Source organism: Desulfovibrio mangrovi (assembly GCF_026230175.1).
GTDB lineage: Bacteria > Desulfobacterota > Desulfovibrionia > Desulfovibrionales > Desulfovibrionaceae > Halodesulfovibrio > Halodesulfovibrio mangrovi.
On sequence record NZ_CP104208.1, the window covers coordinates 67,315 to 91,914 of the forward strand.

The 24,600-nt window shown below is 56.5% G+C and carries 19 protein-coding genes; 10 read left to right on the forward strand and 9 right to left on the reverse strand.

Annotated elements, in window-relative coordinates; translation table 11 throughout:
- Nucleotides 1-74 precede the first annotated feature (74 nt).
- From N1030_RS00290 to glgP, 8 genes are all read right to left on the reverse strand, one after another.
- Nucleotides 75-497, reverse strand: a complete 423-nt coding sequence (locus N1030_RS00290) for a hypothetical protein (RefSeq protein ID WP_265826962.1) — start codon at nt 495-497, stop codon at nt 75-77.
- 244 nt (nt 498-741) lie between these two features.
- A complete protein-coding gene (locus N1030_RS00295; RefSeq protein WP_265826963.1) occupies nt 742-2,235 on the reverse strand; it encodes a UTP--glucose-1-phosphate uridylyltransferase in 1,494 nt (497 codons plus the stop codon).
- A gap of 282 nt (nt 2,236-2,517) precedes the next feature.
- Nucleotides 2,518-4,362 (reverse strand): UbiD family decarboxylase, encoded by a 1,845-nt coding sequence (locus tag N1030_RS00300; RefSeq protein ID WP_265826964.1) that lies wholly within the window; start codon nt 4,360-4,362, stop codon nt 2,518-2,520.
- A gap of 135 nt (nt 4,363-4,497) precedes the next feature.
- Nucleotides 4,498-5,172, reverse strand: coding sequence for a winged helix-turn-helix domain-containing protein (locus tag N1030_RS00305; RefSeq protein ID WP_265826965.1), 675 nt, complete (start codon nt 5,170-5,172; stop codon nt 4,498-4,500).
- 120 nt (nt 5,173-5,292) lie between these two features.
- A complete protein-coding gene (locus tag N1030_RS00310; protein WP_265826967.1) occupies nt 5,293-7,032 on the reverse strand; it encodes a YeiH family protein in 1,740 nt (579 codons plus the stop codon).
- Nucleotides 7,033-7,529: 497 nt separating this feature from the next.
- The gene (gene trmFO / locus N1030_RS00315; protein ID WP_265826968.1) at nt 7,530-8,876 is read right to left on the reverse strand and encodes a methylenetetrahydrofolate--tRNA-(uracil(54)-C(5))-methyltransferase (FADH(2)-oxidizing) TrmFO; all 1,347 of its coding nucleotides are present in this window, start codon (nt 8,874-8,876) and stop codon (nt 7,530-7,532) included.
- Nucleotides 8,877-9,000: 124 nt separating this feature from the next.
- The gene (locus N1030_RS00320) at nt 9,001-9,879 is read right to left on the reverse strand and encodes a substrate-binding periplasmic protein (protein ID WP_265826969.1); all 879 of its coding nucleotides are present in this window, start codon (nt 9,877-9,879) and stop codon (nt 9,001-9,003) included.
- A gap of 90 nt (nt 9,880-9,969) precedes the next feature.
- On the reverse strand, nt 9,970-12,534 hold the full coding sequence (glgP, locus tag N1030_RS00325) for an alpha-glucan family phosphorylase (protein WP_265826970.1): 2,565 nt from the start codon (nt 12,532-12,534) through the stop codon (nt 9,970-9,972).
- 299 nt (nt 12,535-12,833) lie between these two features.
- On the opposite strand from glgP, the gene dut reads away from it, so the two are divergent.
- The 10 genes from dut to N1030_RS00375 all read left to right on the forward strand — a co-directional run bounded on the left by dut (nt 12,834) and on the right by N1030_RS00375 (nt 22,272).
- Nucleotides 12,834-13,352 carry a dUTP diphosphatase gene (gene dut, locus N1030_RS00330; RefSeq protein WP_265826971.1) on the forward strand — a complete coding sequence of 173 codons (519 nt, stop codon included), beginning with the start codon at nt 12,834-12,836 and terminating at the stop codon, nt 13,350-13,352.
- Nucleotides 13,353-13,520: 168 nt separating this feature from the next.
- The gene (locus N1030_RS00335; protein ID WP_265826973.1) at nt 13,521-14,726 is read left to right on the forward strand and encodes an aspartate aminotransferase family protein; all 1,206 of its coding nucleotides are present in this window, start codon (nt 13,521-13,523) and stop codon (nt 14,724-14,726) included.
- A 158-nt stretch (nt 14,727-14,884) separates the two neighbouring features.
- A complete protein-coding gene (locus N1030_RS00340) occupies nt 14,885-15,199 on the forward strand; it encodes a hypothetical protein (RefSeq protein WP_338033320.1) in 315 nt (104 codons plus the stop codon).
- Between the two features lie 518 nt (nt 15,200-15,717).
- Nucleotides 15,718-16,446: an amino acid ABC transporter ATP-binding protein gene (locus N1030_RS00345; RefSeq protein ID WP_276038081.1), complete on the forward strand. Its 729-nt coding sequence runs from the start codon at nt 15,718-15,720 to the stop codon at nt 16,444-16,446.
- Nucleotides 16,447-16,515: 69 nt separating this feature from the next.
- Nucleotides 16,516-17,328, forward strand: a complete 813-nt coding sequence (locus tag N1030_RS00350; RefSeq protein WP_265826975.1) for an ABC transporter substrate-binding protein — start codon at nt 16,516-16,518, stop codon at nt 17,326-17,328.
- A 68-nt stretch (nt 17,329-17,396) separates the two neighbouring features.
- Nucleotides 17,397-18,095 carry an amino acid ABC transporter permease gene (locus N1030_RS00355; protein WP_265826976.1) on the forward strand — a complete coding sequence of 233 codons (699 nt, stop codon included), beginning with the start codon at nt 17,397-17,399 and terminating at the stop codon, nt 18,093-18,095.
- Between the two features lie 12 nt (nt 18,096-18,107).
- Nucleotides 18,108-18,800, forward strand: coding sequence for an amino acid ABC transporter permease (locus N1030_RS00360; RefSeq protein WP_265826977.1), 693 nt, complete (start codon nt 18,108-18,110; stop codon nt 18,798-18,800).
- A 7-nt stretch (nt 18,801-18,807) separates the two neighbouring features.
- Complete coding sequence (locus N1030_RS00365) at nt 18,808-19,659, forward strand: 50S ribosomal protein L11 methyltransferase (protein ID WP_265826978.1); 852 nt, start codon at nt 18,808-18,810, stop codon at nt 19,657-19,659.
- 446 nt (nt 19,660-20,105) lie between these two features.
- Nucleotides 20,106-20,876 (forward strand): RipA family octameric membrane protein, encoded by a 771-nt coding sequence (locus tag N1030_RS00370; RefSeq protein WP_265826979.1) that lies wholly within the window; start codon nt 20,106-20,108, stop codon nt 20,874-20,876.
- A gap of 376 nt (nt 20,877-21,252) precedes the next feature.
- Entirely contained in the window at nt 21,253-22,272 is a 1,020-nt protein-coding gene (locus N1030_RS00375) for a glycosyltransferase family 9 protein (protein WP_265829111.1), read from the forward strand.
- Between the two features lie 119 nt (nt 22,273-22,391).
- Here N1030_RS00375 and N1030_RS00380 read toward each other — a convergent pair whose 3' ends face one another.
- Nucleotides 22,392-24,512 (reverse strand): cytochrome c biogenesis protein CcdA, encoded by a 2,121-nt coding sequence (locus N1030_RS00380; RefSeq protein WP_265826980.1) that lies wholly within the window; start codon nt 24,510-24,512, stop codon nt 22,392-22,394.
- Between the last annotated feature and the right edge of the window lie 88 nt (nt 24,513-24,600).

The following is a 24,600-nucleotide window of genomic DNA, read 5'->3' on the forward strand; positions in this document are numbered from 1 at the left end:
TCCCGCAGAGGTGGCATATTAAAAGAAAAGCCCCGCCATTCCGGCGGGGCTTTTGTGTTTTCTACGAGTGCTGCTCAGTATTGCTTGATATATTCGTCCAGACTTTCGGCAGAGCAGTTCTTGCTGACCCAGAAAGCCGCTGCCCAGACCATGAGGGCGGTTGCCTGTGTGTCGTCCAGCCGTTTCAGCTTCGCTTCCAGACTCGTCTTGCTGGCACCGTGCTTGAGGTGCAGATTCTGCACTTCGCAGGCGTCTCGCGTGCGCAGAAGGAGGTAGTCCAGCCGGGTGTTTTCAGGAAGAAGCTTGATGTCCTTGTGGGCTTCGACGATGGTCTTTAGTTCCGGAGCAGAAAACTGGCTTTTAATCTGCATGGTTGCGCGGAAGAATGTGTCTACCGCCCAAGGCAGGATGAACTCCGCGCCGGCGCTCTTGGTGCGGAAATAATCTTTCAGCCACTTCTCCTGATCGTTGGTGATCCGTGCAGCAACTTGTGGCATTCGCGGGCCCCCCATGCTTATGGGTAGGAAATTCTTAGGAATTTTTCCTCCATGTCCCCCCAAGGGTCATGGTATTTTGCCCAAAGACTATACCATATTTTGTTGATACTCAAGAAAGTATCTAGAGTAGGTATCAAATTCGTCAGGAAAATATCATCACAATACTCTACATTTCATCAGCTACAGCAAAGAAAAAGGCCCGTCCAGACAGCTGGGCGGGCCTCTGTGGGTACAATATAGCGTGCTATTCTATGGTGATATCGTGATCGATCTGCATCCCGGCAGGCAGGCGCACCGGCATGGCGGAGAAGTTGCGTATGGTTACGTCGCCTATGATGACGATGTCCTTGCCGAAGACCACGTCGCCCTGCACTGTCAGCGACTTGCATGCGGCCAGCTTGGGGGCCCCGTGGGGGAAGCGCAGCTCCAGTTTGTCAATGGTGCCATAGTATGCCTTGTCCAGATCAATGACTATGGGCGGCAGCAGGCGGGCCGGATTGGGGATGAGCGTGGCATCCTTGCGCATGACGAAGCAGTCGGACATGACCGCAAGCAGATCGGAGCAAGTTTTTACGGGCAGGAAACGCTCGCGGGATGTCACGATGGCCTGCGCGCCGGGGAAGCTGGAGATGGCTGCGCCCATGGCGCTTTCTACCTGAAATACCTTGTCGGAATGCTGGTCGCGCGGGTTCACGGTCTTGGGGTTCAGAATGATGGGCAGCTTGAGCAGTCCCTGGCGGCGTATGTGGTTCCGCAGCGCTTTCAGATCTATCCAGATGTTGTTGGTGTTGAACAGGCCGTAGCGTTCAATGTTCTGGAATTTGTCCAGGTCGTCCGCAGGGCACTGCGCCAGTTCGCGGAGAATGAGACTGCCATCGGGCTTGCGGGCAAGATGACCGCCCTTGCGGTCGGAAACTGTGCGCGGGGCCGCTTCAATCAGGAAGGGAATGCCCTCTTCGGCAATGTAGCCGAGAATGCGCATGTCCAGTGTTGCCCCGAGGTTGTCGGAGTTGGAAATGAAGGCGTAGCGTCTGCCTTCATCAAGCAGTCTGTCGAGTAGTCCGGAAAGGGCGAGAGCGGAATACAGGTCGCCATGGCCGGGAGGATTCCACTCGTGGCCTCGGTTCTCAGGGTATTCTGCGGGCCGCAGGGTGGCGCGGTTCACCTTGGGGAATTTGTGCTGCATGAAGCAGTTGGGGATCACATGCTCCGCATCAAGATTGCGCAGAGCCTCGGCGGTATCTGCGTCCGTACTGAAGCTGTTCATGAGCGCGAGCGGGACGTCCGTTTCGCAGGCATCCCTCAGGGCAAGCGTCTGGCGGACGATGATTTCCAGAAATGACCGGCCGCTGCGTACAGGAATGAGAGATTTTGCATAGGTCATGCCCATGCTGGTGCCAAGGCCGCCGTTCAGTTTGATGACAACGGCACGGGCAGCTTCCTCCATGCCCCTGTCGGCATAGCGTTCAAGCGCAGTGATGCTTGGCAGGTCTTCCGCGCCAATGGGATTGATTTCCGAATCGGGGATCAGCCCTGTGTGATTGTTGACGATTTCGTCGTAGTAGGCCGCAAAGAGCGCTATGAGTTGGTGCGGCAATCCGTGCTCGGTCATTTTTTGTGCAAACAGCGCGAACGGATTATCGTCTTTCCCCTGAACCAAGGCTGCCTCCGTGTGGGAGTAGCGCGTGTGCATGTGGGGATTGGGCCGGTTGTGCGTTCCTGTAACGCTTTGGCTCATAGTGCTCTCCATGTATGAGAGTTGCATGTTAATGCACATTACCGGAGTAATGTGACGAACAAGCTGCGTTTCCACGACGTCTTGCTGCCCGGAATGATGTGCAAAAACCGTTCCCTGCAGGGGGGAGCAGAAGGAACGGATGGGGCTGGCTCGTTGGCCTTCTCGGCAAGGATTAATTCAATACCACGTCTGAGATTGCATGGATGTTATATTTCCGTTCTGCCCATGAAAAAAGAAGGCGGCCTTAGGGCCGCCTTCAAAATGATCAGCAGGCGGAACCGGTTACAGGATTCCATGCAGACAACCGCCCTTGGCGGCAAGTCTGTCCACTTTTTCCGTAATGGCCGGATCTTCCTCCAAGGCCGGAGCGTGGAATGATTTGAGGCGGGCGTCAATGATGACAGGGCCTCTGCAGCCCCAGTGCTTGCAGTGGGTAAAAGCGCCGGCACCGTACATGTCGGTGGCCGGGTCTGAACGGGTGAACGTGACCCACAGGAAATTGTCCCAATCCTTGGCCGTGAAATCGGCGTCGTCCGCCACAACGAAGAGGGGCAGGGGCGAGAGATCCGCAGACTGGTTCTGCAGATGCTCGGCCAGTTGGAACATGGCATCTTCGTGCTCGTCGCGAGCCGCAGTATGCTTGGGCCCTTGCAGAACGATGACACCGGGGGCGAAGACGCGGGGGGCGCTGAAGCCGTCCGGCAGCGTAAAGCCTGAAGGCAGGCTGTTCCCCAGTGAGCGTTTTTTGGGGCCGCAGGCTGCCCAGATGAGCTTGGAGCCCTGGTTCAGACTGATGCCTGTGTAATCGAGCGTGTCTATGGTCGTACGCGTGATGAAGTGCAGATCCCGTTCAAAGTCCGTACGCTCCAGCATGTGCGTCAGGAATTCCCTGAAATTGTGGGTATGCAGCGAGGGATTATCCTCGTGGGCAGCGATGATCACATACTTGGACAGGGAGGTCTGAGTATTGCCGAGCAGGGAAAGCCCGCAGGTTATCAGCTCCTGCGGCTGACGTTCCTGTGCGTAGGGAACATAGCGTTCGCTGCCGATGGCGAGCAGCAGGGGGTGCACGCCCGCCTGGTCCACTGCATGTACTTCCCGCACGCCGTTGAAGACGGTGGGTACGAGATCGGCGGTCAATTCATGGATGAATGTGCCGAAGACCGTGTCCTCCTGCGGGGGGCGGCCCACCGTGGTGAAGGGCCATACGGCATCGTTGCGGTTGTAGACCGCGTCCACGCGCATGAGGGGGAAGTCGTGGGCGAGGCTGTAGTATCCCAGATGGTCGCCGAACGGTCCTTCCGGCTTCTGCTCGCCCGGATGAACCGTGCCGCAGATGCAGAAGTCCGCTTCGGCGAGGATGGGAAGCTGGCCCTTGCGCTCAATCATGGGAATGCGGAATCCGGCCAGCGCGCCGCCGAACAGGATTTCGGCAATGCCTTCCGGCAGGGGCATGATGGCTGCAAGCGTCATGGAGGGCGGGCCGCCCACGAACACGTTTACCTTGAGCGGTTCGCCCCGGCGCAGGGCTTCTGCGTGATGGTAGCCGATGCCGCGATGAATCTGGTAATGCAGGCCCACTTCCTTGTCCGGTTCAAAATTGGGACCGGTCAGCTGTACACGGTACATGCCGATGTTGGATTTCATGAAGCCGGGGGAGTCCGGGCTTTCCGTGTACACCTGCGGCAGTGTCACGTAGCCGCCGCCGTCCATGGGCCAGGAATGCAGCTGAGGCAGCTTGGTCACAGAGGTGGTGTTGTCCAACACGGGGCCGGTTTTCACCTTCTTGGGCAAGGTGGACCAGAGGGCTCGCGGAACTCCGGCGTAATGCCACGGCTGCTTGAAAAAGTCGAACGGATTGACCTTGAGTTTGAACAGGCCTTCCAGCGCGCGCAGGGAGTCGCGGAATATCCAGCGGGTGCGTTCCAGTGTGCCGAATACGTTGCACACCATGGGAAAGGCCGTGCCCTTGACCCGGGTGAAGAGTATGGCCGGTGCTTCTGCGCGGTAGGCCCGACGCTGAATCTCGGCCACTTCAAGATATGGATCGACCTCTTCCGTCACTCTGACGAGCTGGCCAGTCCGTTCAAGGTCTGCCAGCAATTGCTGCATATTCTGATATCGCACGATGGGAATCCTTGTTTCTTTTCGTGTTCGGTAGGCCGCACGCAGGTGCGGCGAATGCGAAACGTGCTGTATTTTGCCTTGAAAGGCAAGCCAAGGAAAGCCCGTGAGGATATTTTTCTGACGGAGGGAAGGGGGTTAGGGCTTGAACATGTATCCCTGACCGCGCACCGTGTGCAGCACCTGCTTGTCTGTTCCTGCATGCAGGCGGGAACGCAGGCGGCAGGCCAGTACATCTACAAGATTGGGTCTGGGGCGCGCGGTGTAGTCGAAGAAGTTGTCCAGAATGAATTCCCTGCTGAGCACTTCTCCGGGAGAACGCATGAACGTTTCAAGCAGCAGGGTCTCTCTTGGGTGGGTACGCAGCGATCTGCCAGCTTTGAAGGTTGCCCCGGTTGAAGGCGCCAGCTGGATGTCACCGGCTTCAAGCACTTCGTTCGGCTGGCCGTTGATTATCCGTTTCGACCGTCGGATTCCCTGATGGATGGCGTTGATGCAGAATGGTTTGCGAACGCGGACTGCATGCGGTGGCGTGGGCGGCTCATGCGGCTCCACATGTTTGCTGTTCACCAATACAATAAGGGGAATGCCGGCCAGGGGGTCAGACTGGCGAAGCGTGTCAAGCATAGTGGATGCATGTACATAATCAAGGTCAAGCATGAACGCAGACTGTTGTTCCGGTTGAGAGGAAAGCATCTGCACTGTCAGTGCGTCTGGGGCGCTGATGACGGACAGTTGCTCGCCGGATTTTACGAGTCCGCGAGAAACAAACGATATGATCTCTTCTGATGAACATGCCAGATGGATATACATGTGTGTATGTGTATGCCGAGAAAATTGGTCTGACAACCTCGTTAGAAAAAAATTGGTATAAGGTTTAAAAAAAAGTAAAGGGAGGCCGAAGCCTCCCATTTTGTTTTGGATATGTGGACGTTATATTTGCGCGGTAATCTCCGGAAACACGAGGTAGAACATGATGTATGCCATGGTCAGCGTGAGCACCAGGTTGAAGGACTGACCGCACACGTACAGCACCAACGGCTTGCCTCCCTTGAAGTAGTGGGCCAGTTCACGGAAGTTGGTCGCAAGGCCGATGGCCGCAAACGAAAGGGCAAAGAACCACTCTCTGAAGAGGCGGGTGAACCCGCGCACCACACCGTGGTCGACCATGGTGTAGCCCATGTCGCTACCGAGGCTGCCGTCAATGAAGGAGAACAGAACTGATGCGGACAGGAAGCCAAGCACGAACTTGGGGAAGCGGTGCCAGATTTCCATCCAGCCCACTGACTTGCCGGCTTCACATTCCACACGCGTGCACCAGTATACGGCTACGCCGAATGCGGTAACACCGATCAGTACGTTCTGGATCATCTTGATGGTGGCAGCAACATAGAGGGCCTTTTCACCAAGGAAGGCGCCCGCAGCAGCCACGGCGCCGGTTGCGTCAATGGTACCGCCCATCCACGCGCCGCCAAGGATTTCCGGAATGCCTACCGCCTTGATGAAGGCCGGCATGGCGATCATCATGATGGCGGTGAAGACCAGCGAAAGCCCGATGGACAAGGTCAGTTCTTCCTTCTTGGCACGGCAGGCCGCTGCCGTTGCTATGGCCGCAGAGGTGCCGCATACGGACATGTCGGCGGAAATGACGATGTTCAGCGTCTTTGAAGGCATCTTCAGAATCTTCTGACCGAAGATGAAGGTGCATATGAGAACGATGGGGGTAACCACCCACGCCACGAATATGCCCGGTATGCCGATGGCCACGATCTTGTTGAAGAGCACTTCAGCACCGAGCAGAACGAGGCCGGTCTTGATGAAGTATTCAACTTCACAAGCCTTTTTCGCAAAGTCTGGGGTGCCTACCGTGTTGGCAATGAGCATGCCGATGATGACGCCCCAGGCTTCAGCACCAACTCCGTACTGTTTTGCCACGGACTGACCGCCCATCAGGTAGGCGAGGGTCGAAACGCCGAAAACGACCGCGAAGCCTTTCAGGAATCCTGCGGTATCCTTACCCATGAACTTGATGCCGATGCTGAAGAACAGGGCAAAGACCAGACAGAGCACCACAAGCGTGGGAATGCGGTTGTATGGCTTGCTGGAAACCTTTTTCTTGGCATCGCTTTCCTTTTTATGGGCGGCGCGCCAATCGGCTATTTGGGCTTTCGCCTCATCGTTCAGGGCAACGTCCTGAAAATTGGCGGCAACTGCGGCAGCTTCCGCTGTCTGAGCAAGGGCAAAGGCTTTTTCGGTCTTGGCCTTTGCTTCCTTATACTTGGGCTTTGCAGCGTCATTTTTGGCATCTGCCTGTTCCTGGGAAAGGATCAGGGCTTCCAGCGGATTGGATTTCCATGAACCAGGGGCCGCAGTCCAGTGTTTGAAGAACTTGCCAAGGGCGCCGTCTTCGGCCTTCAGTTTGCCCTTGGCGTCTTTGGCCTTGTGCCATGCGATGGTCTTGAAGGGGGCTTTGGCCGCCTCAGACTCCATGACGGCATTCTGCTGGGCGATCTTGTCCTGGAACTCTTGCGTGGGGGAAAAATTGAAATAGAGGAAGAAGGCGGTTGCAATGATGAAAAAACCGAGCCAGATGGCCCAGTAGTCTTCCTTGGTCCAGAGGTCCGATATGGAAGATTTGCCCTTGTCGACAACAATATTCGAATCCTGAGACATTTCAGTCTCCTCCCATGTTACACAACCTGTTGTCCGATGGGGTGAAACCCCCTCTCGTCGCAACGCGATCCACAAAATACGGTCACACAATGCCACTCGAACGGTTGCCCAACACAGTTAAGGGCTATGGGGTGTTGATCATAGGCCATTTCTCCTTTTTTCAGGTTCGTGCGGTCTTCAGGCGGTCATGTGCTGTCATTGCCATGTCCGTCTGTGTACCGTGTTCCGTGCCCGGCGTTTTCGTATGCGGGGCACTATGAGCCGTGGCCGTTTGCAATTCCTGTGCAGAACATGAATGTTGTCATAACATGTTGAATGCCAAGGGGGTTCATCCATGTCATGATAAAAAAAGGTGATAACACCCAATAGCACTGATAAAAGAAGTTTGCACTATAAATGCAAACAGATGTTGTCGTTGGGGGAGGAGGAGGAGGAGGAGGAGGAGGAGGAGGGAAGTAAAAAGCGCCGGAGCTGATGCTTCCGGCGCTTTAATGCTTCTAGAGCTTTTCGCGAACTGTTTCGAACCATTCGGCGAAGTGCGTCCTCGCCCGTTCCGCGTAGAGGGCCTTGCGGTCCTTTTTCTTGGCCCGCATGCCGAGTTCGGGCATCAGGCCGAACTGGACATTGGACGGCTGGAAGTTCTTCTGCTCCGTGCGCAGGTGATTGAGCAGGCCGCCGAGGCAGGTTACCGCAGGCGGAATTTCCACTTCCTGTCCTCTTGAGCGGGCAGCGAGAATGATGCCCAGCCACATGCCGCAGGCTGCGGATTCCACATAACCTTCCACGCCGGTGATCTGACCGGCAAGAAAGACGTTGGGCCGGCTCTTGAGAGACAGGTCGTTGTTCAGCGTTTTCGGTGCGTTTACATAAGTATTGCGGTGCACGCTGCCGTAGCGGACAAACTCTGCATTCTCCAGCCCCGGAATCATGCGGAAAATCCTGTCCTGCTCGCCGTACTTGAGTTTGGTCTGGCAACCGACGAGGTTGAACATGGACTTGTTCAGGTCTTCGGTGCGCAGTTGCACAATGGCGAAGGGGCGGGTGCCGGTTCTGGGGTCGGTGAAGCCGACCGGCTTGAATGGGCCGAAAGCGAGAGTCATTTCTCCGCGTTCTGCAAGAGCTTCGATGGGCATGCAGCCTTCGAAGTGGATTTCCTTTTCAAAATCCTTGGTGGGAGCCTTTTCTCCGGCCACCAGCGCGGCATGGAAGGCGAAATATTCGTCCCGCGTCATGGGGCAGTTCAGATAGTCCTTGTCCTCCGGCATGTAGCGGGAGCCCCAGAACGCCTTGGTCATGTCGATGGAGTCTGCGCTGACAATGGGCGCGATGGCATCATAGAAATACAGGTGGGTGCTGCCCACGGCCTGTGCGAGTGATGCGCTCAGGCCTTCGCTTGCAAGGGGGCCGGCAGCGACAACAACGGCATCAAAACCTGCCAGTTCCGGCGCGTCAAGGGAAGCAATCTCCTGACGGACAAGAGTGATATTGGGATCTTCTTCCATGGCGCGGGTGACATATGCGCTGAACTTTTCGCGATCAACGGCCAGCGCTTTGCCTGCGGGCACACGGGTTGCCTCGGCTGCCTCCATGACAAGGCTGCCAAGCTCACGCATCTCCTGCTTCAGCAGGCCCACACCGGATTCCAGCTGGTCGGAGCGGAGCGAGTTGGAGCAGACGAGTTCGGCCAGTCCTTCCATCTGGTGTGCGGGGGAATACCGGTGCGGTTTCATTTCAAAGAGGGTGACAGCCACCCCGGCACGCGACAGTTTGCGCGCGCATTCGCAACCGGCGAGACCGCCGCCTATGATGGCCACCTTGGTGAGGGAACGGGAAGTATCGGACACGTAAGCCTCCTGCATGGAATTGGGCTTTCTGGTAGACCATCGGGTCTGTGAAGGCAAGAGAATTGCTGTTCTGCGGGGGCGGAGCACGTCTTTGAGACGGGCTTCGGGATGGCCTTTGGAGAGGTTAGTTGACGCGGGGCTGGACTGATATCGGATTCTTGGCCGTTCCGTTGCGGGAGTCGGTCGGGAGGTAGGTGTCCATGAGTTTTGTGTGCAGCTCTTTGATTTTGCCTGAAGCCTTGAGCTCTGCCAGCCGGGAATTGAAGATATCCAGAAGTGCCTCCACGCTGGGGTGCGTAGGGTTGAAGCATACGTATAGGGGCTTGTTTTCAATATAGGGATGCTGCACGCCAAGCGCCGTGCCTTTGGCGTCGATATGCTTCCGGTAAAGGTAGAGGGCGGTCAGCGGATCGCCGATGATGATATCCACCCTGCGCATGAGCAGTTTGCGGACGTTGGTCAGATCATCCGTCGAGAAGTCCTTGAGCAGGAAGGTGGCGGCATCGAATTCCTTGAAATTGATATAGCCGGAAACGACGCCGATTCTATACCGTTTCAGGTCTTCAATGGATTTGTAGAAATGGGGATCGCTTGCTCTGTGCATGAAGGTCAGAGGTCCTCCGGGGAAGGGCGCTGAGTAGGTGCACTGCCGGCTGTCCATATCGGGGTCGTAATATTCGGGTAGATACCCCGCAATTTCCTTGCGGGTAATGTAGTTGATGGCTCGTTGCCAAGGCAGGTAGACAAGCTCCACCGAGTATCCGGCGGGCAGAAAAACTTCGCGCAGGAGTTCTGCAACGTAGCCTTGCTCCGGCAGGTCTTTGGAAATGTATGGCGGCCATTCAAGCGTGGCAAATCGCAAGGTTTTGGGGCCGGGGCTGTGCAGGGGGAGCTGTGAGTAGCTGGTCAGGGAAGGGGGCGAATCCGGTCCGGCATAGGCAATAGAGCAAGCCAACGTCAGGCTGAGGAAACAGAGCAGAACTGTTCGGGAGAGTGTGCGCATATGGTTGTCCCGATTGCCGAATCGACAGGTGGTTCAGAAGGGCAGGGCGCGCGGGACCGCGCCCTGCATGGTTTGCAACAAACGAGTGTCCTACGAATGCGCCCAGCGGATAAGGCCGAGCGAGTGCGGATCCAGAAGATGCGGGTGTGCAGGCACGGCGCGTACGGTGTACCCGAAGCGACCGGCTTCGGGCGGGGTTGCTTCGCCCCGGTAACGCATCCAGCCATCTCTGACTTCGGACACGGGAGTCATGGGGGCAATCTCGCGGGAGGCGAAGCTGCCGTCCTGTTTTACAGGGCCGAAATAGGATTCTACAAGAATATGCTCCGGAGGCAAGCCGTTGAGGTGGAGATCCGCTTCGATGACGAGTTTTTCGTTAACAAACAGATTGGGAGCGTCCACGGTCTGCACGTTGCGGATTTCCACGGCGCTCCATTTGGTCATCATATCCATGCGCCAGGTGGCCAGTTCGCGGGCTGCCGCGAAGCCGTTTTCGCTCAGGCGCAGGTAGTTCTCATAGGCGGGAATATAGGTCTTGTTGACGTAGTTCGTGACCATGCGGTGCGAGTTGAATACGGGGCCCAATTCCACGAATGCCTGTTTCATCCGGCGTATCCATGCCCGGGGCAAGCCGCCGTGGCCGCGGTCGTAGAATTCGGGAATGATTTCGTTTTCCAGCACATTATAGAGCGTCTGGATTTCCACGAAATCCTGATAGTCGGGATCGCTGTATTCTTCGCCCTTGCCGATGGCCCAGCCAAGGCTGTTATCCGGCTTATAGGCTTCGTCCCACCAGCCATCCAGCGTACTGAACTGGAGTACGCCGTTGAACACGGCTTTCATGCCGCTGGTGCCACAGGCTTCCAGAGGCCGACGGGGGTTGTTGAGCCATACGTCGCAGCCGGAAATCATGTGTTGTCCCACTTCCATGTCGTAGTCCTCGAGGAAGACCATGTTGAAGCGGCACTCGTGCGAACGGCACAGGGTGATGAGATCCTTGATGAGCTGTTTGCCGCCGTTGTCGGCGGGGTGCGCCTTGCCTGCGAATATGAACTGGATGGGGTGCTTCTTGTCGGCGATGAGCCGCATCAGTTTGTCCTGCTCCTTGAGCAGCAGGTTGGCGCGCTTGTACGTGGCGAAGCGGCGGGCAAAACCGATGGTGAGCGCTTCGGGATTCAGCACCTCGTCGGCGTGCTGCAGTTCCTTGCGGCGCGCTCCTTGTGCCTCCAGTTGTTTGCGCAGGCGCATGCGGGCAAAGTCGATGAGCCTCGCGCGCAGGCGTTCGTGCGTGCGCCAGAGTTCCGCATCGGGAATGTTGATGGCCTGTCCCCATGTGCGGGTGCAGTCAGGATCCTCGCGCCAGTTGGGGCCGAGATAGCGGTCGTTCAGCTGGCCTACGTCTTCAGCCACCCATGTGGGGGCATGCACCCCGTTGGTCAATGCACCGATGGGGACGTCTTCCACCGGATATTGGGTCCAGACCTGTTTCCACATGTTACGTGACACTAAGCTGTGCAGTTCGGAAACGCCGTTGCTGAAGCGGGAGAGCTTGAGCGCCAGCACGGTCATGCAGAAGTCTTCATTGTCATTGAAGGGGTTTTCGCGGCCAAGGGCCATGAATACCTTGAAGGCAAGGCCGATTTCCTGCGCGTATCCTTCGAAGTAGCGCCGCATCATTTCCATGGGGAAACGATCGTTGCCTGCGGGGACGGGTGTGTGTGTGGTGAAGATGGAACTGGATGCCGCCACTTCCTGCGCCGCCTCGAATGACAACCCCTGCTGCATGAAGCTGCGCAGTCGCTGCAGTCCTGCGAAGGCGGAGTGGCCTTCATTCATATGGATGACCTTGGGGAAGAGTCCCAGCACTTCCAGGGCGCGCATGCCGCCGATGCCGAGCAGGATTTCCTGCTGGATGCGCATCTCAAGGTCGCCGCCATACAGACGCGAGGTGAGCGCCTTGAATTCCGGCGGGTTGTGCGCGGTATTCGTATCCAGAAGATACAGGGCTATGCGGCCTATCTGGGCCTTCCATATCTGTACCTCCAGCGGGCGTCCTCCCATGTCGAGGATGAAGCAGGCGGGTTCGCCTTCCGGCGTTGTGGCCCGTTGTATCGGCAGCTGTTCGAAGTCGTAGTCTGGGTAGCGTTCCTGCTGCCAGCCATCGGGGGTCAGGTACTGTCTGAAGTACCCTTGCTTGTAAGCGAGGCCCATGCCCACGAGGGGGATGTTGAGGTCGCTTGCGGACTTGAGGTGGTCGCCTGCCAGAATCCCGAGCCCGCCGGAGTAAATGGGCAGGCATGAGGAAATGCCAAATTCGAAGCTGAAGTATACCAACGCAGGATTGGCCTGCGATGCCTGTTTGAACTGCAGAGACGAGGGGCGGGAAAGATAGTTGCGGGCCTTCTGCAGCGCCTCGTTGAGGCGCTGGATGTAAAAATCGTCATTGGCAAGCTCGCGCAGGGTGCCCTGCGGCAGCTTGTTCAGGAACCGCACAGGGTTTTTTTCCGTTTCACGCCACAGTGTCTGGTCTATCTGGGCGAACAGGCTTTCGATTTCTCCGTTCCATGAAAACCACAGGTTATAGGCGAGCTCCCAGAGCCCGTGCAGTTTTTCCGGCAGACGGGGAATGACACTGAAGACCTTGAGCGGTTGCATTCGCTACCCTCCGTATTGGCTGGCGAAAGATGTCCTGTCATATGCCTGCTTCGCAATGTGGCGAAGCGATTTCGGCTCGCGAAATAGTATCGTGTCCTGCCGTTCAATCAATGAGATATTTTACCTCTACCGGCAAGCTGCGGCAATCCTGTGACATCACTTTACTTGAACAACCGTCTGGCATATCAAAGTGCGACCGTCTGATTCCGGATGTGCCGGAGCGTTGCGGAGTAGAGCGGCCCGGCATGTAGCGGGCAGGCATATTATGTAATGATACAATGTTGCACAGGAGAAAGGTAGTGACAAGCGAAACTTGCAGACACGTCGGGCCAGCCCGTATAGGGGTTCGGGTGCGTTTCCTTCGGGATGCGCAGGACGTGTACGCCAACGGCGGCGGGGAATCCGGCGACACCGGACTTGCCTATGCCACGCCGTGGTCGGCCGGTTTGGACTTGCGTGCCTGCTTTGCAGAGGAGAGCATCACGATCCCGCCCGGAGGACGACACGCCATACCCGTGGGTGTCGCCATTGAGCCAGAGGCGCTCAATGTAGCGGGATTCGTGTACTCGCGAAGCGGCCTCGGCACGAAACGCGGTCTTACCGTGAGTCAGGGAGTCGGTGTCATCGATCCTGACTACCGCGGCGAGATCATCGTTTCGTTGCTGAATACGTCCGGCGAAGAGCGCACTGTCACCCGTGGGGAACGTATTGCCCAACTTGTGTTCCAGCCCTTCTATCAGGCGGACATTACGGTGACGGAAGAGCTCGGCGATACCCAGCGCGGCGCCGGGGGCTTTGGACATACCGGAGCCATGTAGTCCTCTGCGGAATGCAGGGGCGTCCCGTTTCGGGGAGCCGGATACGGCTGCCCGGGAGATGAGTGGTTTTTACGGGAGCCTGCATGCCAAGGAGTGTATGGCTTTTCTTTCCAACCGATTTGTTACCCGATTTACGCGAAACGTAACGGTCAGCAGGATACAAATTACATGAGCGAGACCTTTGACGCCCTCAAGAAACGTGAAGAAGCGTTGTTGTGCCGCACCTACGGGCGTTACCCCCTTGCAGTGAAGTCTGCCAGCGGGGCCCGTCTGTACGATTTCGACGGCCGGGAATATATTGACCTGCTTGCCGGCATAGCCGTGACCAACGTGGGACACTGTCGTCCCGAACTGGCTGATGTGGCCGCGGAACAGGCCCGCAAACTGGTGCACGTGAGCAACCTCTTTTATCAGGAGGAGCAGCTCGTGCTTGCCGAGAAGCTGCTTGCCACCAGTCACTTCAGCAAGGTGTTTTTCTGCAACTCCGGCGCGGAAGCCAACGAAGCCGCCATCAAGATCGCACGTCGCTACGCCCAGCGCGTAAAGGGCCGTGACGCAGGCGAGATCATTACCTTTACCGGCGCGTTCCACGGCCGTACGCTTGCCACCGTGGCCGCCACGGGGCAGACAAAGTTCCAGGACGGCTTTGCTCCCATTCCTGCGGGATTCCGGCAGGTGGAGTGGGGCAATCTGGAGGCGCTGGCCGAGGCCATGGGACCGCAGACCGCTGGTGTCCTTGTGGAGATCGTGCAGGGCGAGGGCGGCGTACGGCCCATGACTCGCGAGTTTGCGGAAGGCATTCAGCAGTTGTGTCGTGAACGCGGCGTTCTGTTCATGGTGGACGAGATCCAGACCGGTCTGTGCCGTACGGGCAAGTTCTGGGCCTTCCAGCACTTCGGGCTGGAGCCGGATGTGGCCACCTCTGCCAAGGCATTGGCCAACGGCCTGCCCATGGGAGCCATGATGACGACCGATGACGTGGCGCGCGGCTTCGAGCCCGGCAGCCATGCCACTACTTTTGGGGCAGGCGCCACAATGTCTGCCGTGGCGGCAAAGGTCATCGACATCATGCAGGATGAAAAGCTCGCCGAACGTTCTGCGGAACTGGGTGAGTATGCCATGGGGCTTTTCAGAGCCATTGGCGAGCGTCACCCCGGCACTATAGCCGAAGTTCGGGGGCTGGGGCTGATGATCGGCGTTGTGCTAGCTTTCCCCGGACAGGATGTCTGGAAGGCGCTGATGGAGAAGGGCTTTGTGCTCAACCTGACCCAGGAACGCGTGTTGCGCCTTGTGCCCCCGCTGGTGATCGCCAGAGAGGATATTGACGCGTTTGCCGCGGCTCTGGAAGAGTTGCTGGCTGCACGTGCGGCTTGATCTGCATATTAAATGAATATGAAAGGGCACCCCTCGGGGTGCCCTTTTTTTGTGCAGCAGCACAGAGTGCTTGGTCGCAGTCGGCATGATTTTCTTCTTGCGGTCCTGTCCAACTATTATGCTTTTCGGTAGAAGTGGTTATAGTAGGTGTATATCTCATGTCCGATCAAGGAGGGGAGACCATGAACGGCATGTCCACTTTCGCTGCGGGCGGCATTACCGACCGCAGTACCTTTGGCGCGGCAGTTGTCGCAAAGACGCTGGACTATATGAACAACGCGAGTTCCGGGCCTGCTCCCTTTGACAAGCAGACCTTCGGTGCTGCCGTTGTGAGCAAGACCATGGACTACATGAATGCTGGCGGTCCGTCCCGGAACAGGTATCAGTTCGGCATGGAACATACCTATCAGTTCGGCAAGGACATACTGAGTGCCTACACGGGCAAAGGGGGCATTGCCGACTTCCGTGTCTAGTGCCGGCTTGTTTCGTGTGTGTTCAGTCTTTCATCTGGCTGCGTAGTTGCAGGCAGAAACACTACTGTTGTGTATTTTTGTCAAATTCAGTTCCAAAGTTGCACATTTCATGCGCCGAAAAGGTGTGATTCTGAAGAATTCATTTTTTTGGCTATTTTTTGAACGTTCGCTCAATCCCCGTTTTGCTAGGGGGAAATGCTCCTTCCGGGCAATTCGCCTGTTCTGTGAAGGGGCTTCTTTTGTGTATAACTGCCTGTAAAGATGTTGTTTTGACAAAAGTGTAAATTGTTTGTCTTGACAGCCGTACCTCCCCTTGTCTACAAAAACGATCAAACTCCACTGATTTGTCACCGGAAACTGATGATTTCGGCTAATCTTTGAAGAGCCGTTGTAGCTAAACGGAAACTGTGCAGAGCCGCGCAGCTTCTTTTTTGTGGTGCGGGTTCCGGGTTCACACACCTGTCCTCCGTTTTTTGCGGTGGGACATCTGATTTGAGGGATTGATAGGTAGTTTCATCATGGCGATGATCGAGATTAAGGATATCCATAAGTGGTACGGCGATTTTCATGTTCTCAAAAATGTAAGTCAGAACGTGGAAAAGGGCGAGGTGCTGGTCATCTGCGGTCCTTCCGGTTCGGGCAAGTCCACCTTTATTCGCTGTATCAACCGGCTTGAGGAGATTCAGAAGGGCGAAATCCTTCTGGAGGGCAAGAACATCCATGACAAGGATGTGAATGTGAATGAACTGCGTACCGAAGTGGGCATGGTGTTCCAGCAGTTCAACCTCTATCCGCACCTCTCTGTGCTGGATAACGTGACCCTTGCTCCCACTAAGGTCCGCAAAATGCCCAAGAGTCAGGCCGAATCCATCGCCATGGAGCTGCTGGCCCGCGTGGGTATTCACGATCAGGCCAAGAAATACCCCATAGAACTTTCCGGCGGTCAGCAGCAGCGTGTGGCCATTGCCCGTGCGCTGGCCATGAAGCCCAAGGTGATGCTCTTTGACGAGCCCACCTCGGCTCTTGACCCCGAGATGATCAACGAAGTGCTCAACGCCATGAAGGATCTTGCCCGCGACGGCATGACCATGCTCTGCGTAACCCATGAAATGGGCTTTGCGCGTGAAGTGGCGGACAGAGTCATCTTCATGGATGGAGGCGCGATAGTGGAGGAGGGCACTCCCGAGCACTTCTTCACCAATCCCCAGCACGACCGTACAAAGGCTTTCCTCAAGGAAATCCTTTAGGATAACTGGCATGGACAGGGCAGTGCATTGTGCACGTCCGTAACAGCTTACTCGTGAGGGAGTTTAGGCATGAAACGTTTGATACTGATCGCAGTGACTCTTTGTCTGGTCTTTTCCAGCGCAGTTGCCTTCGCCGGCAAGATCGATGAAATCAAGACCCGCGGCACGCTGCTGTGCGGCGTGAAGGACTCTGTTGTTCCCTTCGGCTATGTTGATGAAGCTTCCAAGCAGCTTGTCGGTTTTGATGTCGACATCTGCAAGGCTCTTGCCGACAAGCTGGGCGTAGGTCTTGAGCTGAAGACCGTTACCTCCGCTACCCGTATCCCCATGGTAACCCAGGGTTCCATTGATATCGCTGCCGCTACCATGACCCACAAGCATGAGCGTGACGAAGTTATCGACTTCTCCATCACCTACTTCATGGACGGCCAGAAGCTGCTGGTTGCCGCCGATTCCGGTATCAACTCCGTTGCCGACCTGAAGGGCAAGAAGGTTGCCACCGTTAAGGGTTCCACTTCCGAAAAGAACATCCTTGCCGCTCAGCCCGATTGCAAGGTTCTGGCCTTTGACGAATACCCGCAGGCCATGCTGGCCATGAAGCAGGGCAAGGCCGCTGCCGTGACCACCGACTCCGTTATCCTCGTCGGCCTGAAGGGTTCCGACCCCGAACCGGCAAAGTGGTCTATCGTTGGTGACGCCATCTCTGCTGAGCCTTACGCTCTGGGTATTGCCGAAAACGATTCCGATTTCCGTGACTTCATCAACAAGTCCCTGAACGACATGTGGCGTTCCGGTGAATACAAGGCCGTCTACGACAAGTGGCTCGGCCCCGACACCAAGTACTACATGCCCCTGACCTGGACCATGGAACTGTGGCCCTAGTCCTTGACTAACCAACGGGGAGTGCGGATCTCCCGCGCTCCCCGTTTTTCATGCTTTCGAGGCTCGTTTTGAATTATCAATTCCAATGGAATGTTGTCCTGTCCGGTGAGTATCTGGACTGGATCATTAAAGGGGTGGTGGTTACCTGCCAGATTTCGGCGGTATCCCTGTTTCTCGCCCTTGTCATAGGTACCGTTATCGCCGTTATGCGCCTTACGCGGTTCAAACCCTTTGTGTGGTTTACCGCTGCGTATACGGAGTTCTTCCGCAATACGCCGTTGCTGGTGCAGATTTTCTTCTGGTATTTCGGTTCGGACGGGCTTCTTCCCCGTCCCGTGCTGCAATGGCTTTATGAGCGGGATTTCGAATTTGCCGCGGGCGTTATCGCGTTGACGGTGTATACCTCCGCGTTCATTGCGGAAGAAATCCGTTCCGGCATCAATTCCATTCCCAAGAATCAGCTGGAAGCGTCCCGTGCCTGCGGTCTTTCCTTCGTGCAGGCCATGCGTTACGTCATTTTGCCGCAGGCTTTCCGTATCATCATTCCGCCGCTGATTTCCCAGTCGCTGAACCTGATCAAGAACTCTTCGCTGTGCATGACCATCGGTGTTGCAGAGTTGACCTACATGGCGCGCCAGATCGAGTCCTACTCGTTCCGAGGTTTCGAGGCGTTTACTATCAACATGTTGATATACCTCTCGATCTCTTTGCTGGTTTCACTCGCCATCAACCAGTACAACAAGCATTTCCTGCGCATGGCAGGCTAAGGGGGTACTGGCATGCAATGGAATGTAGTGATCGACAACTTTGACTACCTGCTCTTCGGCGCCTATCCCGAAGGGCCTCTGGGCGGCATAGCCCTGACAATCATTCTGGCCCTTGTGTCCATTTTTGGTGCGTTCTGGCTCGGACTTGCCGTGGGCCTCATGCGTCTTTCCAAGCGCTGGTGGCTCAAGTATCCCGCGCTGGTGTATATCGAGATCGTGCGCGGCGTACCGCTGCTCATGCTCATTCTGTGGTTCTATTTCATGTTTCCCGTGTTTCTCGGCAAAGCCTTGCCGGAGTGGGATTCGGTCATCATTTCCTTTATCGTCTTTACGGCGGCATATGTGGCAGAAATTGTCCGCGCCGGCGTGCTGGCGTTACCCAAGGGACAGATGGAAGCCTCCCGCGCTACGGGCCTGACGCATTTTCAGGCCATGTGCCACGTCATTCTGCCGCAGGCACTGCGAAACATGATTCCTTCCTTCGTGAACCAGTTCGTCTCGCTCACCAAGGATACCTCGCTTGCCTATGTCATAGGCGTTGTTGAACTTACCCGTGCAGCGGAGCAGGTGAACAACCGCACGTTGTCCGCTCCCATGGAGATATACCTGACAATCCTTGTGATGTACTTTATCATCTGCTATGTGCTCACGTCCTTCAGCCGCAGGCTGGAGCGCAAGATGGCACGTTACCAAGCACGAGGATAAATACATCATGGAAAATCTGATCAAGCTGGACATAACCGTTCCCGAGGAAATGCAGGACCTCGCCACCGTGGCGCTGGTGAGCAAGCTGCAATACGGCTGGGAGGAAGAAACCCTGCCCACTGGCGATATACGTTATCGTGTGTATGTGGAGAACCCCGCCTTCTGCGAGGAGTTTCTCGCCGAACTCAGGAGCTTCGTTCCGGATGCACAGGTTGACCGCGACGAGGTGGAAAACCAGAACTGGGCCATGGCGTGGCGTGAATATTTCACTCCCGTCAAGGTCGGCAACCTGTTCATGGTCATCGCTCCCTGGATGACGGATATGGAGCTTGAAGGACGTATTCCTATTGTTATCGAGCCCAAGACCGCCTTTGGTACCGGGCATCATCCCACCACCGCCCTGTGCCTTGCCTGCGTCTCCAAGCTGGCGGAAGAAGGCCGCCTCCGTGAAGGCATGAGCTTTTTCGATATCGGCACCGGTTCCGGCATTCTCGCCATCGGCTGCGCCAAGCTTGGCCTCAAGGGGCTGGGCGTGGATATCGACACCCTTGCAGTCGAGAACAGCGAGGAGAACCGCGAGATCAACGACGTGGCCGCACATTTTGACGTTGCCAAGGGGAGCGCGGACTACACGGCCGAATCTTTTGATGTGGTGCTGGCCAACATTCTCGCCCAGCCGCTCAAGGATCTTGCCGCAGACATCATTGCCCGGGTAGCTCCCGGCGGTTGCCTCGTACTTTCCGGCTTGCTCGCAACGCAGGCCGACAGTGTGGAAGAAGTCTATGTTGCGCAGGGACTGCCTGCCGCCCGCCGTGAAATCGACGGTGAGTGGGCTGCTCTTATCTGGGAGCGCCTCTAGTTCGCATCGTTTCTCCACCACGCGAATATGCCTGATCAAGCGCCGGTTCATCCGGCGCTTTTTTTGTGCCCCCCCCTCTCTCTCCCTCATGATCGGGACGGCTGACTGGCAACGCAGACGGAAGGTGTTCTGCTCACTGCATCAGGTGAGGCAACTCATTTTATGATGACTCGGCATAGCAGCAAAATGTGGCGGAGCCTCAAAAAAAGTGTGGTATGCCTGTTGTTTTTGAATTGTTTGAATATTCAGTTTTTTTGCTATGTTGCAAAACGAGTCAAAAACTGGCCTTATAATAATATGCTGATTTCTTTATTTATAATAATTTTCACAAGTAGGTTGACAGATTTTGCCAAGTAGGAGATAGGGTGCAAATATCAGTTTGAGCATGCAAACAATTTTTGGCGCATGGCTCGACAAGCACAAAACAACGGGTGAGGATTATTACCATGATGACGCTATCTCCGCAGGAATATGTGGAAGCGTTCTTCGGCGAGGGCTGCGCTGAAAGCGTAGCGGGTGGAGACTGTCAACCTGCCGGAGCACGCAAGACCATGGCCCTTCAGGCCGCTTTGGACAACTTCCGTTACGAAAAGGAAATGTACTGGAAGAAGTCTGTATTTTTCTGGACCTTTATCGCGCTTTCTTTTTCCGGCCTTTTCGTAACCAACGCCACCATGCAGAACCCTTCTTTTCATCAATTCATTGTCTGCTGCATCGGTGCCGTCATTTCCTTTGCGTGGGTAGCTATCACGCAGGGCAGCAAATACAACCAGCAGAAGTGGTGCCGCATTGTGCATACCCTTGAAGACGGTGCCTTCGGCCCCTTGTTCAAGACGCACACCATGGTGAAGCGCACTGACGCAGGCGTGAACCGTCTGTATCATCCTTCCAAGGGCGTTGTTACCGATCCTTCTTCGTCTTCGTACGAACTGCGTCCCTTCTGTGTTTCCAAGATCAACGACTATCTTTCTTTCTACGTGGCATGGACCTGGGTATTCCTTGCCGTACGCTACTTCGTGAAGACCGCGCCGGAACTCGTTTCCGCTGTCATGCCCGTGTTCACTGATCCCGCAATGGAACAGAGCTTCATCTCCTTTTCCTTCCTGGCGTTTTCCGCCTACTTCCTCCTGATGATGTTCTTCCGTTGCCGTACCAACCCGAACGAAGTGAATTGTTCCGACGAGAGCTTCTTTCAGGTTTCCAAATTCAGCCGGTAATGATTCGAGCGCACCATGTGATGTTTCGTTGGCAGCGAAAGTCGGCATAGTCAGGCGTTTTGTCGGTTAAGGCATTATCCCCTGCGAAAGATATCTGCCTGCCTGTCCGTGCCGGACATCACCGCGCCCGAATTAGAATACGCCCCCGGGAACCGACCCTCCCGGGGGCGCCTGTATTTCAGGACCTGAAAAGGCGCTGCTGTGCTTCGCACCTGTCTGCCTGTTTACGGCATTCGGCAGGTTGCAATTGACGGGGGCGCAGTAACCCAGTATCGCTGGCAACACATCATATATGGAGTGACGCGTGCATTCAGCCCATTCAGCCTCCCCGGTATCTGCCGGAGAGGTTTCTCTCATCAATATCAATCCTGCCGACGTGCGCCGGATTCTGGTTTGCCAACTGCGCCAGATAGGTGACGTGCTGCTGGCCACGGCATCCATTTCGCTGCTCAAGCGCCGTTTCCCCGATGCCGAGATACATGTGCTGACGGAAAAGAAGTGCCTGCCCATGCTGGAAAACAATCCGGATGTGGGCAAGGTCTGGGCCATAGACAAAGGTCGGCTGAACACCCTGTTCAAGGAGCTGGCTTTTTATTGGACTGTTGCGCGTCAGGGTTATGATATCGTCGTGGACTTTCAGCAGCTTCCCCGCTGCCGGTGGGTGGTGGGCCTCTCCGCTGCTCCGGTTCGCCTGAGCTACACGCCGGAATGGTATAACCGCTGGCTCTTCACACACACCGTAAAGCCTCTTGATGGCTATTCTGCCATGGCCAAGGCCAGCGTACTGAGGCCGCTGGGCATAGAGTGGAACAGTGAACCGCCGCGCCTGTATCTTACGGACGCTGAACGTCGTTTTGCCGCCGATTACCTCGCTCGTTACGGGGTGACCGAGGAGCACCGCGTTATCACTGTGGACCCCACGCACCGGCGCGCCACCCGTCGTTGGCCTGCCAGATATTATGCCGCTCTGATTGCCAAGGCGGCAGAGGCGCATCCCGATTTGCGGTTCCTGCTGCTGTACGGCCCCGGCGAGCTGGAAGATGCCCGTGCCGTGCTGGAGGCCTGCCCGCGTCCTGAAGCCGTCATCCTTCCGGATGAGATCATCTCTCTGCGCGAGATGGCAGCCTGCATCGAACGGGCCGTGCTGCACATCGGCAACTGCTCCTCGCCCCGCCACATTGCCGTGGCACTCGGGGTGCCTTCTTTCATCGTGCTGGGTGCTACCAGTCCTGCGTGGACCTTTCCCGCTCCGGAGCATACGCAGGTGTCTCTGGGAATGGACTGCCAGCCCTGCAACCGGAATTCCTGCGAGAAGGGCTATGCCTGTCTTGAGGGGCTCTCTCCCGATGTAGTGTGGGAAGCCATGCAGGAGCATATGGTGCGCTGCGGCTTGTAGCTGCTCTGTTATTTCCGAAACGTATAACGCCGCCGGACCCCATGGGTTCCGGCGGCGTTTTTTTTGGCAGACGCTACGTCTTTTGCAAAGGCATGCCGACTGATGGCGGCCTGTGCGCGTCAGTTTTCGCCGAAGGCATCCTCAAGGGCCGAGTCGGCAAGTTCTGTCGTGAACAGGTCGCGCAGGACCACTGGTTCACCGGCTCTGCCGCCTTTGGGGAACAGGGCCACAACGGGGATGGATTGCGACCCCAGTGCGTTGAGCAGTGATTGTCCTTTTTCATTGGGACGGGTCAGGTCCACCTTGATGTAGGTGATGTCGTACTTTTCTGCCCAGCGGGCGCGATTGTTCGCGGTGAGCACCGTATGCTCCAGAATCTTGCAGTTGGGGCACCAGTCTGCGGTGAAATCAATCATGATGTTTTCGTTGCCCAGTGCAGCGAGAAAGCTCTGCTGCGTGAAAGGCTTCCATGGTTTGACCGTTGCGGTGGGGGTATTGCCGTAGGCCAGCGGAATGGCGATAAGCGCCACACACAGAGGTCTGATGAGGATGCGCTGCAGGCGTGGTGCGTTGAAGTCGGCAAAGTTGCCCCAAACCCACGCTGCAACGGCAGTGACCCACAACACAGCCAGCAGGAAGGGCAGTTTTTCCGCGGGCAGGATGGTCAGCAGGTACCCCGTGGTGCCCATGAGGAAGAATCCCACAAGGCGTTGCAGCACAAGAGTCCAACTGCCGGGCTTGGGGAAGTGGCGGACCAGTGAGGGAAAAATGGCCATGCCTGCATAGGGAATGGCCATGCCTGTGCCCACGGCGAGAAGGATGGTCGCAACCACCAGTGGCGGTTGCAGAAAGGCCCAGCCCAGCACGCCGCCGAGGAAGGGGCCGCTGCACGGGGTTGCCAGCAGGGTTGCCAGCAGGCCGGTTGAAAAGGCGCTCCATTTGCCGTTTTCCTGCGAGGCGCTTCCGTGCAGATTGAGCATGGGCAGCTCGAAGATGCCGAAGGTGGAGAGCCCCAGTGCGAACATCAGCAGCATCAGCCCTGTTACGAGGCGTTCGTCCTGAAATAGCTGGCCCCATGCGGTGCCCGCTGCGGAGAAAATGGTCGCCAGCATCAAGAACCAGACCATGATGCCCATGGCGAACCATATGTTGTGTTCTCTGAAGCTGGCCATGCGTTTGCGTTCATCAATGATGCCGGAAGCGGACACCAGCGAGGAGAGCTTGAGGCTGATGACGGGCAGAACGCAGGGCATGAAGTTGAGGATGAATCCGGCGAGCAGACCGAACGCGATGGCAGTGCCGAGCGTGGTAACCTCCAGCGACTGGAGATGGTAGCGCGGGGAAAGTGCATACCCTTTTGTTTCCGAGAAAAATGGGCTTCCGTCTGGCGCTGAAAGGCTGTTCTTCAATGGTACGGCAGTAACGGCATTGCCGGTTTGGGCGGGAGTCTGCAATGTGCCTGATTCAGCAGCGGAAGAACCGAGGGGCGATGTGCCGGAGGCGGATGGCAGGGCCACGCCCAGTTCCTTGGCCAGTCCGGTTGCGTTTTCAGTTTCATCAGAGGCTGTCTGGCCCCCTGCGGTTGCTGTCACGGCCTTGTATTGTGCAAGAGTGGGCCACCATGGCTGGGATTCGGCCGTGGCAAGCGCAGTTGTGGAATCGTCCCATTCAATGGTCAGTTTCTTCTGCACCGGCAAGCAGTTGCTGTCGGAGCAGAGCAGCAGGCGGACTGTGATGGGAAGTGCGCCCTTTGCGTCATACGTGGGAAGGTGAATGAAGAACGGTGTGGCTTCTTCATGAATCATGACCGTGGCCGTGGGATCAAAGACATCCTTGGCTGCGATACCTTCCGGATACAGAATGGTCATGTCCTGTTGGAGGCTGTCTGGTATAAGTTCCGTCGGGCGCCCAGTGTCGCCCGGGTCGTTGGCATAAAAATGGTAGCCCTTGAGCGGAGTGATCCAGACCGTTGCAAGAATGCCGGAAGCGGGGAGCTCCGCTGCCCTGTCTTGTGATGCGGGCAGGGCGGCGCCGGAAACGGGAAGCGGCGTTTCGATCCGGAAGACCTCTCCCTTGAACGTTACCGGCAGCTCTGAAGATTGGGCAGCCGCGTGCATGGGGAGAGCTGCCTGCAGCAGGAAAACGAGCAGGGCTGAGATGATGCTGTATTGGATTGTTCCGGCCAACCGGCCGGAAACCATGGCGGGAGTAGGGATTGTGAGTGGTTGTGTGCGTCGCATGAGTCTCTTATGGGGTTTTTGCAAAAAATTTGCAAAATAATGTTGACAGAAACGGGTCTTCCACATAGGTTCCATCTCCGCCGCGGGT